This window comes from Actinoplanes sp. NPDC023714, from assembly GCF_040639855.1.
GTDB lineage: Bacteria > Actinomycetota > Actinomycetes > Mycobacteriales > Micromonosporaceae > Actinoplanes.
The window spans coordinates 646,877-659,446 of sequence record NZ_JBFAAR010000002.1 but is presented as its reverse complement, the minus strand read 5'-3'; the positions used below and the strand labels follow the sequence as shown (position 1 = coordinate 659,446).

Annotated in this window: 11 protein-coding genes and 1 pseudogene; 4 read left to right on the top strand and 8 right to left on the bottom strand. The window is 75.8% G+C overall.

Annotation, left to right across the window (positions count from 1 at the left end; all coding sequences use genetic code 11):
• Window positions 1-61: 61 nt before the first annotated feature.
• Genes AB0G10_RS10960 through AB0G10_RS10950 form a run of 3 tightly spaced genes read right to left on the bottom strand, consistent with a single transcriptional unit; the run spans window position 62 to window position 3,731 of the window.
• On the bottom strand, window positions 62-508 hold the full coding sequence (locus AB0G10_RS10960; RefSeq protein WP_360918654.1) for a hypothetical protein: 447 nt from the start codon (window positions 506-508) through the stop codon (window positions 62-64).
• The gene (locus tag AB0G10_RS10955) at window positions 505-2,265 is read right to left on the bottom strand and encodes a dynamin family protein (RefSeq protein WP_360918653.1); all 1,761 of its coding nucleotides are present in this window, start codon (window positions 2,263-2,265) and stop codon (window positions 505-507) included. The genes AB0G10_RS10960 and AB0G10_RS10955 overlap by 4 nt, the downstream gene beginning before the upstream one ends.
• Window positions 2,253-3,731, bottom strand: a complete 1,479-nt coding sequence (locus AB0G10_RS10950; RefSeq protein ID WP_360918651.1) for a dynamin family protein — start codon at window positions 3,729-3,731, stop codon at window positions 2,253-2,255. The genes AB0G10_RS10955 and AB0G10_RS10950 overlap by 13 nt, the downstream gene beginning before the upstream one ends.
• Before the next feature lie 200 nt (window positions 3,732-3,931).
• Between AB0G10_RS10950 and AB0G10_RS10945 the strand changes: the two genes are divergently transcribed.
• Together AB0G10_RS10945 and AB0G10_RS10940 are read left to right on the top strand one after the other, a co-directional pair.
• The gene (locus tag AB0G10_RS10945) at window positions 3,932-6,901 is read left to right on the top strand and encodes a LuxR C-terminal-related transcriptional regulator (protein ID WP_360918649.1); all 2,970 of its coding nucleotides are present in this window, start codon (window positions 3,932-3,934) and stop codon (window positions 6,899-6,901) included.
• Complete coding sequence (locus tag AB0G10_RS10940) at window positions 6,898-7,449, top strand: LuxR family transcriptional regulator (RefSeq protein WP_360918648.1); 552 nt, start codon at window positions 6,898-6,900, stop codon at window positions 7,447-7,449. Before AB0G10_RS10945 ends, AB0G10_RS10940 begins: the two co-directional genes overlap by 4 nt.
• A 41-nt stretch (window positions 7,450-7,490) precedes the next feature.
• On the opposite strand, the gene AB0G10_RS10935 is transcribed toward AB0G10_RS10940, so the two are convergent.
• Window positions 7,491-7,712: a hypothetical protein gene (locus tag AB0G10_RS10935; RefSeq protein ID WP_360918646.1), complete on the bottom strand. Its 222-nt coding sequence runs from the start codon at window positions 7,710-7,712 to the stop codon at window positions 7,491-7,493.
• A gap of 138 nt (window positions 7,713-7,850) precedes the next feature.
• Between AB0G10_RS10935 and AB0G10_RS10930 the strand changes: the two genes are divergently transcribed.
• Window positions 7,851-8,723: a MarR family winged helix-turn-helix transcriptional regulator gene (locus tag AB0G10_RS10930; protein ID WP_360918644.1), complete on the top strand. Its 873-nt coding sequence runs from the start codon at window positions 7,851-7,853 to the stop codon at window positions 8,721-8,723.
• Here the strand turns inward: AB0G10_RS10930 and AB0G10_RS10925 are convergent.
• Window positions 8,687-9,067, bottom strand: a complete 381-nt coding sequence (locus AB0G10_RS10925) for a hypothetical protein (RefSeq protein ID WP_360918642.1) — start codon at window positions 9,065-9,067, stop codon at window positions 8,687-8,689. The genes AB0G10_RS10930 and AB0G10_RS10925 overlap by 37 nt on opposite strands.
• Window positions 9,068-9,146: 79 nt before the next feature.
• On the opposite strand from AB0G10_RS10925, the gene AB0G10_RS10920 reads away from it, so the two are divergent.
• Entirely contained in the window at window positions 9,147-10,094 is a 948-nt protein-coding gene (locus tag AB0G10_RS10920; protein ID WP_360918640.1) for a DUF3500 domain-containing protein, read from the top strand.
• On the opposite strand, the gene AB0G10_RS10915 is transcribed toward AB0G10_RS10920, so the two are convergent.
• The 3 genes and pseudogenes from AB0G10_RS10915 to AB0G10_RS10905 all read right to left on the bottom strand — a co-directional run bounded on the left by AB0G10_RS10915 (window position 10,091) and on the right by AB0G10_RS10905 (window position 12,483).
• Complete coding sequence (locus AB0G10_RS10915) at window positions 10,091-10,855, bottom strand: lysophospholipid acyltransferase family protein (protein ID WP_360920685.1); 765 nt, start codon at window positions 10,853-10,855, stop codon at window positions 10,091-10,093. The two genes, AB0G10_RS10920 and AB0G10_RS10915, sit on opposite strands and share 4 nt — an antisense overlap.
• Window positions 10,856-11,302: 447 nt before the next feature.
• Window positions 11,303-12,067, bottom strand: a pseudogene (locus tag AB0G10_RS10910) (MFS transporter); the annotation flags it as partial.
• Between the two features lie 176 nt (window positions 12,068-12,243).
• Entirely contained in the window at window positions 12,244-12,483 is a 240-nt protein-coding gene (locus AB0G10_RS10905; protein WP_360918639.1) for a hypothetical protein, read from the bottom strand.
• Window positions 12,484-12,570 lie beyond the last annotated feature (87 nt).

The window sequence follows — 12,570 nt, the reverse complement described above, 5'->3', positions numbered from 1 at the left end:
CAGGTGTTGATTTTGTGCGCGCACATGATGTCACCCGGCGGGCGTCATGGGGAGAGCTGGATCACTGTTCATCCGGAGTCCACCAGCGGGCCAGGGCGCTGGTGGCCGGGTCGTCGGACGCGGCGAGGGCGGACCAGTCGGCGGGCTGGCCGGTGTGGGCGTAGGCGGCGAGCTCGTCGGGGGTGACCGGGTCGAGCGGGGCGGTGAAGCCGACGGGGTCCGGGGTGCCGAGGGTGGCGGTGTCGATCCAGGGGAAGCCGTCGACGGGTTCGGGCAGGTCACCGAGGTCGAGGGCGGGCGGGAAGAGGTCATCAGCCGACATTTCCGACATGTCGGAAATGTCGTTCTCATCCGGCAACTCCGGCTGATCGTCGACAACGCTGTGGAAATCCTGCTGCCCGTAGTCGTCGAAGTCCAGATCGGCATGATGATCGTCCGGCACATCGGGGACATCCGGGACGTCGTGGTGGTCGTCGTCGAAGTCGAAGTCGTCCCAGTGGTCGGTCATCGCGTCGTCTCCCGGTCGTCGTCGATCGGCGTGGGTGTCAGTGCCCGGGCGCGGGCGAGCGCCTCGTCCGCCTGCCGCAGCCGGGTGGCGGCGGCGTCGCGGTCCTGCTGGGCGGCGGCCCGGCGCCTGGCCCGGCCGGCGGCGTCCTCGGCCGCGGCCGCGTCGATCTCCGCGATCTGCGCGTCGATCTCCTTGAGCCGGCGTTCGATGGTGTCGTCGAGGGCCACCGACAGGGTGTACTGCAGGTCGGTGAACCGCTGGCTGATCTCGTCGGTGAGCGCGGCGCGGGCCTCGCCGAGCACGTCGCGCAGCCAGGTCTGCGCCTGCCTGCGGTCCTGGTGCACCTTGCGGCGGTAGAGCACGTATCCGCCGGCGGCCAGCCCCAAACCGATCCCGGCGAACGGCAGCAGCAGCCCGCCGGCGCCGCCGAGGGCCGCGATGCCGAGCGCCCCGGCCCGGCCGGCGACCAGCGCGATGCCGCCGGCCGAGAGCGCGATGAGCACGTTGTCGCCGGCGCCGCCGCGCGGCGGGGTGGTGGTGACGGTGTGCCGCAGCGCCACGGTGACCCGGCCGGTGTCGACCAGGATCTGCTCGGCGATCTGCCGGGAGGTGTCCTCCAGGAGTTCGGAGACGTCGGCGGCGATCGCCTGCAGCCGGGTGTCGACGTCGTCGGGCAGGCCGTCGGTGCCGGTCGTGTCGATGCGTTCGGCGAGCTCGTGCTGGGCCTCGCCGATCCGGGTGCGCAGGTGCCCGACGGTGGCGATCCGGGCCCGCTGGATCTCGGTGCCGAGCCGCAGGGTGGCCTGCCGGGACTCGGTGCGCTTGCGGGCCGCGAGGGCGTTGCGCTCCTCCCGGGCCGCGGCCTGCCCGGCCGGGTCGGTGGCGGCGGCCCGGACCCGCTCCTCGGCGTTGTCGCGCAGCCGGGCCAGGTCGCCGCGGGCGGCCCGCAGCACGTTGGCCAGCCGCAGCTGGTGGCCGCGGCCGGCGAGCTCGACGAGGGCGTGCTGCAGCGCCGGGATCCGCGACTCCTCGGCCAGTTCGGCGGGGCCGCCGGTCAGCGCCAGCTCGGCGAGCCGGGCGGAGACCGGGAACCAGGGTGCCGCGGCGAACCGCGGGGCGTGCGCGCGCAGCAGTTCCCGGTTGTCGTCGGCGATGGCCCGCCACTGCGGATACGCGTCGATCTTGGTGAGGGCGAAGACGACGGCGTCGACGCGCTCGGTCGCGGCGGCCAGGAAGTCCAGCTCCGGGCGGGACAGCGGGGCGGACGCGTCGGCCACGAACAGCAGCGCGGTGGCCCGCCGGACCGCGGCCAGGGCGATCGTGGCGTGCGCCGGGTCGAGTCCGCCGGCGCCCGGGGTGTCGAGCAGGCTCAGGTAGCGCAGCAGCGGCGCCGGGTGGGTGACCTCGATGCGCCGGGCCCGCTGCCGGCCGGTGGCCCACTCGCTCAGGTCGTCGATGACGATCTCGTCGCCGCCGGGCAGCCAGGCCCGCATCGCGACCGCGTCGCCGGGCACGAAGTCGAGGTACGCCGCGGTGGTCACCGCGGCGTCGACCGGGGACAGGCCGGGCACCCCGAGCAGCGCGTTGACCAGGCTGCTCTTGCCGCGCTTGGTCTCGCCGACGACGACCACCCCGGGCCGGGTCAGGTGCGCCCGGCGCAGGTCGGCCAGGTCGGCGGCGGCGTCCGGGTCGGCAGTGCGCAGGTAGGCCAGGGTGTCCCGGACGGCGGTGTCGAGCACGACGGTCAGGTCCTGCACGACGTCACCTCCTGCGCCATCAGGTGGAAGCCGCGGGCGGCGACCTGGGCGAGCCGGGCCTGCGCCGGTCCGGCGCCGTCGACCGCGTAGGTCCGCCACCGGCCGGCCGCCGCGATCGCCGCGGCTCGCAGCGCGCCGGCGTCGGCCTCGGGCAGCCCGAGGATCCAGCGCGGGTCGTCGGAGGTGGCGAGCCGGACCAGCTCCTGCTCCCAGGCCGGCGGCAGCGGCACCACCCCGGTCGCGGCCCGCTGCGCCGCGTCGAGCAGCCGCAGCCGGTGGTAGGCGGGGTCGCGCAGCGCCGCTTCGAGCGCGTCGCGCAGCGTGGCCCGGTCCCGCGGGCCGGCGGTGAACCCGGCGAGCCGCTGCAGCCGGGTCAGCGCCCAGCCCGCCTTGATCGCGTCCGAGCGCCAGCGGAACGTGCGGTCCACGGTGTCGCGCAGCCGGGGGAACCCGGACGCCGCGAGCAGCCGCCGGGTGAGCTCGCCGGTGCCGAGCCGGGGCTCGGCGGCCAGCTGGGCACAGGCGAAGCCGACCCCGTACAGATCGAGGCGGTTCAGCAGACGCTCCCGCTGCGCCGTGCCGATCGGCGCGGGCCGGCTGCGGAAGAGGTCGGCCGAGGTGAGCAGCAGGGTCAGGGTGGCGGCCGGCAGGGCGGCGAGCGCGGCCAGGGCGTCCCGGTCGGCGGCGGTCAGCCGGCCCGCCTCGGCGGTCTCGGCGAGCAGCGCGCCGACCGGCACCACGTCACCGACCGTGCGGGCCAGCAGCCCGGCCTGCTGGGCGGCGAGCGGACCGGCCACCGGCCACGGATCGCCGGCGCCGCCGGTCAGCGTGTCGACCTTTCCGAGCACCCCGATCGCGTTGATCGGGCTGGTCGCGAGGTTCGCCGACGCGGTGTGGAACGCCTCCAGCGCGGCCCGGTCGTCGGCGCGCACCGCCTGGGTGAACACGTAGATGACGGCCTCGGCGGCGGCGACCTCGCCGGCCGAGTCCGGGTCGATGCCGACGACCTGCTCGGCGCGCTCGCTGCTGGCCACGTCGGTGGAGGCGAGCCCGGGGGTGTCGACCACGGTGAGGTCGCGCAGCCGGTCGGTGGTGAGCGTGACGTCGACGCAGGCGACCCGCGCGGCCGGCACGCCGAGCCGGGACGGGACCATGCCGTCCTCGTCGAGGGGCAGGCTGCGCCGCTCGCCGTCGCGGGTGACCACGTCGATCCGGTCGGCCGGGCCGTACCGGAACCGGGTGACCACCCGGGTGCACTCGCCGGCCGCGGTGGGGGCGACGCGGCGGCCGATCAGGGCGTTGACTAGTGTCGACTTTCCGGCTTTCAGGCGACCCGCGATCGCCACCCGTAACGGATCGTCAAGACGGTTGCCGATCTGTTGTACCTGGCCACCCGCCTCGGAGGACATTTTTGTGACCAGCTCGTGACAGAGAGTCGCGATCCCGCTGGTGAGGGGTCCGGTCACCACGACTCGTCAGCCGGCCGCACCGTCGGCGACAATGGGCGTACCGGGGATGTCGCAGTCACGAAGGGGCCTCTCACCTAGCTCGCTTGTCCTCAGCAGCCTACGGACCCGATGGTCGGGTCGGGATCCCGTGTTCGTGCCAGTGATTCAGTAGGCGGGTGTTCGGTTTGCCGGTGGTTCGATCTGGAGGTGGGGCGCAGGTGGCGGACGAGCCCGAGCTGGCCGCCCGTACCGTTCTGCGCCAGGGGCCGGCGCTCGTCGTGCTCACCGGTCCGCCCGGCTGCGGCCGCACCACCCTCCTGCGCCGGATCGCCGCCGCGGTGCCCGGTCCCGCCCATCTCGGCGGCGGCCTCGCGATGCTCTCCGCCGTGCCGGCGCTCGCCCTCTCCCGCGCCGTGCGGGCCCGGCTGCCCGGCGACGACGTCCATCTGCTCGCCGAGGCGGTGCGCTCCCGGGTCCGCGGTGGCCTGCTGGTCATCGACGACCTGCAGCATGCCGATGCCGCGACGCTCGCGGCGCTGCCGCATCTCGCGCGATCCTGCCGGGTCCTGGTGGCCCTGCGTACGCCGAACCGGCTCGCCCTCGATGAGCTGCGCGCCGCCGCCACCGCCTGGCTGCCGATCCCGCCGCTCGCCGCGTCCGCCGCGGCCGGGCTGGCCCGCTCGACCGCCGGTGGCCTGGACGACGCTGCGGTGGCGGCCGTGCTCGCCCGCGCCGGCGGCAACCCCCTGGCGATCATCGCGCTGGCCCGGCAGGCTGCCGCCGGTCGCGCGCCCGTCGGGGAGGACATCGACCAGATTGCGTACGCCGTGGCGGCCGCCCTCGCCGACCTCCCGCGTCCCGCCCGCACGGCGCTGGCCGCGCTCGGCCTGCTCGGCCGGCCGGCCCGGGCCGAGCTGCTCGGCACCGGCGCCGCCGACCTGCTCGCCGCCGGCCTGGTCACGGCCGAGCCGGGCGGCTCGCTGCTGCCCGTCTCCGGCTACGTCGCGGAGACCGCGGCCGGCCTGCTCGACGCGGCCGCCCGCGCCGACCTGCACGCCCGGCTCGCCGAGCTCACCCCGCCGGCCGAGTCGGCCCGGCACCTGGCGGCCGCCGGGGACACCGCCGGGGCGTACCGCCGCGCCCTCGCCGCCGCCGACCGCGCCACCGGCGGCGAACGCGCCGCGCTGCTGCTCTTCGCCTGCGCCCTCGACGTCCCCGCCGACCCGCGCGTGCGCCTCGCCGCCGCCGACGCCGCCCTCGCCGCCGGCCGCCCGCTCGACGCCGCCGCGGTGCTCCGCCCGCTCGCCCCGGTCCCGCCGACCGCCACCACCCTGGCCCTGGAGGCCGCCGTCCTGCGCGGCGAGGCCCTGCTCCAGGCCGGCGACCCGGCCGCCGCCCGCGAAGCGGTCCGCCCCGTCCCGGACACCGCCGGCCCTCCGGTCGTCGCCGCCCGCGACCGCGTCCTGCTCCTCGCCACCCTCACCCTCGAACCGATGGCCGCCCTCGACCTGGCCGACAAGATCGCCGTACGCCACCCGCACCCGCTGCCCGGCATAGCCGCCGCCCTCGCCGCCGTCCAGGCCACCCACCGCCTGCCCGGCTGGGAGGAGTCGCTGTCCGAGGCCGCCTTCGGCCCGGCCGCGGATCCGCTGATCACGCGCTGGAGCGCCTGGCTGCTCGTCGAACACCTGGCCGCCGACGGCCGCCTCCTGGAGTCAGCGCAGGCCGCCACCCGGGCGGCGGCGCCGGCGGGGGAGGCACTCGCCTACGGCTGGCAGACCCGCTTCCTCGCCGCCGCCGACTGGGCCCTCGCCCTGCACGGCCACGAACTGGGCCTCGCCCCGACCACCCCGGCGCCGGCCTCGGAGCGCCCGGACCCCGGCGGCGCCGACTTCGGCGCCCTGGTCGCCACCGGCCCGGCGGCAGCGGTCACTCCCACCCCGATCGCCGACCCCGGTTCCGCCGAGGTTCTGTCCTTTCTGGACTCGGCCTCCCGCGGTCGGGCCGGGAACGAACCGGCCAGCGACGAACCGGCCGGGGACGCGGCTTCACCGGTCATGGACGAGCCGGCCTGGGACGGCGCCGAGGGCGTACTCCGCCGCGCCGCCAACCTCACCGACCGGGCGGTGCCGACCGAGGCCCTCGCGTACGCGACCGCCGCCACCGCCCTGATCGAAGCGGACACCGGCCTGCTCGCCGCCGCCCGCGCCCGCCTGGCCCGGGCCGGTCTCGAGCCCGCCCACCCCAACCGGGCGGCCCGCCCGGACACCCCACCGGCGGACGCCTTAGGAGCGGGCGCCTCCCACGAGGGCCGGCGGACCGCCGCCACCGGCACCTTCGCCGGCCTGGACGCGCATCGCCCGGCCACCGGCGCCGTCGCCGGCCTGGAACCGGATCGTCCGCCCGCCGGCGCTGGCCTGGGCTCGGATCGCCCGGCCATCGGTGACGCCGCTTCCGGCCGGCCCGGATCAGCGCCGTCCGGGGTGGCGCTTCATCCGGCCGCCGCGTGGGTGGCGCGGGAGGTCGCCTGGCTCGACGGGCAGCCGGACCGCGCGGTCCAGGCTCCCGCGCACGCGCCGACCGCGCACGCGCCGGCCGGGCTGCTGGCCGGGCTGCACGCGATCACCGGGCAGTGGGCGGCGCACGATCTGGGGGTGCCCGGCTCGACCGAGATCCCGGTCGGGCTGCCGGGTCCGGCCCGCCGGACGCTGACCGCCTGGGTTCTCGGCAACGGTTTCGCCGCGGCGGCCGACGGGTGGCGGCCGGTGGCGTTGCGCGAGCAGATCCGGTGCCTGCTCGCGGCCGGGCTGACCGAGAACGACCGGGACCGGGCCGTCGCCGCGCTGCTGCAGGCCGAGCAGCTCGCCGACCGGGCCGGGCTGACCGTGCTCGCCGGCCGGGCCCGCCGCGGGCTGCGCCGGCACCAGATCCACCGGGACACCCGCAGCCCGCGCTCGCACGGCCGGCTCACCCAGCGCGAGCTCGACGTGCTGCGGCTGGTCGCCGACGGCGAGCCGACCCGCCGTATCGCCGGGCAGCTGGGCATCTCCGCCGAGACCGTCGACACCCACATCCGCGCGAGCATGCGCAAACTCGGCGCCCGCACCCGTACCGAGGCTGCCGCCCTGGCCTTCGCCGCGCCGGGGGCGCGGACCGAACCCTTCGAAACCAGCGAGGATGGCCGGTGACCAAACAGCCCGACGCTCCACGCCACGTAGTCGCCTCCTCGGCCGAGGCCGACACGGTTCTGCGCCGCCTGGCCCGCGAGGGCTGGACGGTGCGGTCCGGTTTCGCACTGCCCGACCCGTCGTGGGACGTCGGTGGCTCCCGCCTGATCCTGCACGGCCGGATCGCCGACGACGATCTGGAGACCGCCCAGCTCGCCGTCCTCGCGGCGGCCCGCGGCGCCGGCGTGGTCGCCGTCGTCGACGCCGAGTCGGTCGCCGGCCGGGCCCTGGTCGACGACCTGACCCGGCTCGGCCCGGTCAACCAGGACAGCGACGGCAACGGCAGCAGCGGGGGCGGCGACGTGATCGCCAGCCTCATCCCCGAACAGCGCGCCCTGCTCGACCGGCTCGCCTCCGGCGACACGATAGCGGCCGCCGCGGCCGCCGAGTTCCTGTCACTGCGCACCGCGAACCGCCGGATCGCCGAGGCCCGCCAGCTCTTCGGGGTGCGGACCACCCGCGAGGCCGTCCTCGCCTACCTGCGGCAGCGCCAGCGCCAGCCGGAGTGACCGCCCGGCTCAGCGCCGAGCACGGTTCCGGACCGGGCGGATCATTTCACCCGGCCGAACAGGAAGTACGCGACCGGGATGACACCGGCCGAGTTGACCAGCGTGGCCGTTCCCCACAGCCACTTCGGGCCGCGCACCTTCTCCGGCGGGCGGCGCTTCAGGTCGACGGCCATCGCCACCTTCAGGACCGTCTCCACCACGCCCACCGCCACGGCGGTACGCCGCTGGGCCGGGCTCAGATCGTTCCACCGCTTGTTCGCCATGGCTGACACCTCACCGCGCTGTGGGCCGACACCGTCAACCTACCGCGTCCCGCACCACCCGGCCTCCTGCGCATCGGATGAGCCACCGCGGAGAAAACCTCTGACCCCGGTCAGAGAACCTCACTACCATCGGAGTGCATGGAGGCCGAGCAGATCGAGCAGGTCCGCGACTTCAACCGCTACTACACCCGTCGCCTCGGCCTGCTCACCGATCAGTACCTCGGCCAGGACCGCCCGCTCGGCCAGGCCCGGCTGCTGTTCGAGATCGGCGACGGCGGCGACCTGCGGGACCTGCGCGCCCGGCTCGGCCTCGACTCCGGATATCTGAGCCGGCTGCTGCGCGCCCTGGAGGATCAGGGCCTGGTGACCGTCGGCGTGCACCCCGGCGACGGCCGGGTCCGGGTCGCCACGCTCACGGCGGCGGGCCGGGCCGAGCGTGCCGACCTCGACGACCGGTCCCGGGAGCGGATCGCCGGGCTGCTGGACGGCCTCGACGACGCGCAGCGGGATCAGCTGCTGGCCGCGCAGCGGCAGATCCACCGGCTGCTGCGGCTCGCCACGGTCACCGTCGAGCGCGTGCCGGGCGCGGCCGAGCAGGCCCGGGCGTGCCTGCGCCGCTATGCCGCCGAGCTCGGCGAGCGGTTCCCGGAGGGGTACGACGCGGCCGCCCTGACCCCGCCCGCCGAGGTGACCGGCGAGCAGTTGCTGGCCTGCGAGGACGGCATCCCGGTCGGCTGCGGGCTGTGGACCCACCTGGCGCCGGACGTCGCCGAGATCCGCCACCTGTGGGTCGCCCCGGAGGCGCGCGGGCTCGGCCTGGGCCGGCTGCTGCTCGAGCGCCTGGAGCGGGGTGCGGCCGCGGACGGCGTCACCACGGTCCGGCTCGGCACCCACACGGCCCTGACCGAGGCGATCGCCCTCTATCGGCGCAGCGGTTATCGCGAGGCCGCCGATTACAGCGACTCGCCCTACAATCAGCTCGCGTTCGAGAAGTCGCTCCAATCCAGCTGATCGGCCGGGACGCCGACGCTGAGCCCGTGGTCGACGGCCCGCTGCCGGCCGGCCTCGTCGCCCACCCGGTAGCGGAAGATCCGGCCGGCGAAGACCACCACGTGATCACCGCCGACGCGGAAGTCGGCATACCACCCGCCCTCGGTGGCGAGCGCGCCGCTGAGGGCCTCGGCCAGGGAGTCGGCGGTCTCCTCCGGCGCGGCCACGTCGATCAGCGTCCACGCGCCCGGCTGCCCCGGCCCCGGGGTCACGCGGACCCGCTGCAACCGGGTCAGCCGCAGGTCGGGAAAGACCAGCACCGTCTCGGCGGTCAGGCTCTCCGCCACGATTCGTCCGTGCAACATGCCTGGATGCTGACACGGCGGTACGACATTTCCCCGTACCGTAATGGGGTTTTGATCCTCAATCGTCCCGGAGGTCCGGATGCGCACAGGCCTGACCCTCGCCCTGCTGGCCGCGGCCGCCGCGGCGGGCTGCAGCTCCGCCGACCAGACCACGACGCCGCCCGCACCCGTGGTGACCCGCAGCTCCGCGCCCCCGGCCGTCGCCGCCCTCGACGACGCGGGCAGCGGACCGGGCGGGGCGAACAGCGCCGCCGTGGCGCAGGCGGTCACCGGCTTCCTCGGCGTGCTCGGCGCCAACCAGCGCGCCCAGGTCGTCCGGGACCTCGGCGACGACCGGGCACGCCGGACCTGGTCCGATCATCCGGCGACACAGGTGCCGCGCCCGGGCATCGCGTTCGCCGACCTGAGCGGGGTGCAGCGCGCCGCCGCCCTGGTGGTGCTCGCCGCGGCGCTCAGCGACCCCGGGTACGCGCAGGTCACCGCGGCCCTCCCGGCCGACGCGCACCTGGCCGTCTACGGCACCCCGTCGGCGGCCGGGCCGTTCGCCGTCCAGTTCGGCGGCACCCATCTGGCCCGCAACCTCACCTACCGCGGCGACCAGGTCAGCATGACGCCCAGCCTGACCGGGAACGATCAGTCCGAGGCTCGGCTCGCCACGGACGTGCTCGCCGCGCTCAGCGAGCAGGAGAGGGTGGCCGCGCAGCTGAGCACCGGCGTCTCCGACGACCTGGTGAAGGGCCCCGGCCAGGACGCCACCGCCTATCCGCCGCCGGAGGGGCTGCTCGTCTCGGAGCTCGGCGACGCCGCCCGGGCGAAGGTGACCGCCCTGATCGCGGCGCAGACCGGGGACCTCGACGCGACGGCGGCCGGCCGGCTGCTCGGCGGCTATCAGGCCGAGTACGACCAGACCCGCGTCGCCTGGACCGATTCCTATCTGCGCGTCGACGGCCCGCGGGTGTGGATCGAGGTGCTCGGCCCGGTGACGCTCTACCGGGACAAGAGCAACGACTACGGAAGCGCCTCCTAGAGAGGGCGGCGAACCCGCGACATGTCGTGCGGCCGGCTCGTGTCGGCCACCCTCGGCTCCCGCATCTCGCCGGCCCGCAGCGGCGCCAGCGTCTGATCGATCCCGGTCATGATCAGCCGGGTGGCCTGCATGGCCCGGGCGCCGGGCGCGCCGCTGACCCCGGACAGGTCCACCGGTGATCCGAAGCGGACGTGCACGACGGGCCGGCGCAGCATCGCCGTGATCAGGGCGCGGCCGAGCCGCTTCGGGGCCTCGTACGGGATGACCGCGTGCGTGCCCCACTGCGCGACCGGCAGCACCGGGGCGCCGGACATCTCCGCCATCCGCGCCACGCCGGTCTTGCCGCGCTCGGGCCACATCCACGGGTCGAGCCCGATCCGGCCCTCCGGGTAGACCAGCACCATCGACCCCTCGCCGAGCGCCTTCGCCGCGTCGGTCAGCGCGTCCGCCGCGGTGGCGGTGTTGCGGTCGACCCGGATGTGCCCGCTCCGCCGCATGATCGACCCCACCACCGGCGCCCGGAACACCCCGCCGGTCGCCATGATCCGCGGGGTGAGCCCGATCCGGTGGCAGGCGGCGACGAGCACGGCCGGGTCGAACGGGCTGACGTGGTTGGCCGCCAGCACGACCGGGCCCTCGCGCAGCGCGGCGGGCACGTCGCCGGAGACCCGCAGCCGGCAGAGCGGGGCCACCACGTACGGGGAGATGGCGAGCAGGAGACGCCAGATCCGCGGCGCCCGCCAGGTAGTCGTCGCTTCCATAGGGCCGCCATGATCGCATGCCCGGTCCGGAAGCCTCCAGCCAGCGAAAAACCGAACCCTCACCCCGCGAAATGCCGGATCCGCGTCACCCAGATCAGCAGCGCGACCAGGCTCATCCCGATCCCGGCCAGGCTCACCGCGTGCCAGCCACCCGCCTGCCACAGCACCGTCGCGGCCGCCGACCCGGCCGCGCCGCCGAGGAAGTTGCCGGTCACGTACGCGGTGTTCAGCCGGCTGCGGGCCTCGTGCGACACCTCGAAGATCCGCGCCTGGTTGAGGATGCCGGCGGTCTGCGCGGCGACGTCGAGCAGCACGATGACGACCAGCAGCAGCACGGCGCTGCGGCCGGCCGCGTACGCCAGCACGAACGACGCCAGCATCGCCAGCCAGGCGACCCCGACGGCGCGCACCGACCAGCCCCGGTCGTGCAGCCGGCCGGCCCGCTGCGCCGCGACCGGCCCCGGTCAGCCCGGCCAGGCCGAACAACCCGATCACCGTGACGCTGTAGCCGAACGGCGGTCCGCTGAGCAGGAACGTCAGCGCCGTCCAGAACATCGTGAAGATCGCGAACTGGATCCCGGAGATCAGCAGCGTCCACCGCACGGTCGCGTTGCGGGCGGCGACCACCACCACCGAGGCGATCAGCCGCGGGTAGGGCAGGCGCGCCTTGGCCGGCAGCACCGGGATCCTGGCGTACAGCAGCGCCGTCACCAGCACGGTCAGCACCGCGGCGGCCGCGTACACGGTCCGCCACCCGGCCGCGCCGGCCACCAGGCCGCTGATCGTCCGGGACGCCAGGATGCCGGTGAGGATGCCCGAGCCGACCGCGCCGACGACCCGGCCGCGGCGGTCCGGCTCGGCGAGATCACCGGCCAGCGGCACCAGGATCTGCCCGGACACGGTGGTGATCCCGAGGACCGTGATCGCGGCGAGCAGCAGCCCGAACCCGGGGGCGACCGCGCACGCGGCGAGCGTCACGGCGGCGCACAGCATCACGACCGGGATCAGCCGCCGCCGGTCCAGCACGTCCCCGAGCGGCACGATCAGCATGATCCCGGCGGCGTACCCGAGCTGGGTGGCCGTGACGAGCCAGCCCGCCGTCGCGGTGCCCAGGTCGGCGGCGATGAACTCGAGCAGGGGCTGCGCCCAGTACAGGTTCCCGACCGCCGCGCCGGCCGCCACCGCGAACAGGAAGATCAGTCCCGGCGTCATGACCGGCCGCCCGGTCACGCTCTGTTCCTTCACGCACGCTCCGCGTCACTCGATCACGGCGGTCGCTGCCGCGCCGCCGCATCATGATCGCGCAAGCCGGGCGCCGGGTCACCCCGAGGCCGGGTACGCCGTACCGCCCCGATTCCACCCGCCCCCACCGACCCCGCCCGCACCGCCTACCGCAACCCGTTCCGGTCCGGGCGGTGCCCCGGCAGGTCGGCCTCCTCGAACAGCGCGTCGATCGTCACCGCCACCGCCGACGCGTCCGGCGCCTCGATCGTCGACCGCCCCACCCCGCGGTCCAGCGTCGCCCGGAACCGTCCCCGGTTGTGACTGACGTGCCACCCCGGCAGCTCCGCCCGCAACGCCTCGACCGCCAGCTGAGGATCCCGGGGCCACGACCGCCGCCGGATCACCGCAGCACCCCCGGTCCCCGTGACCGCCGCACGCTCATCACCCTCCCCGCCGTGGACCGCACCGCATCCCCCCACTGAAACCCCGCC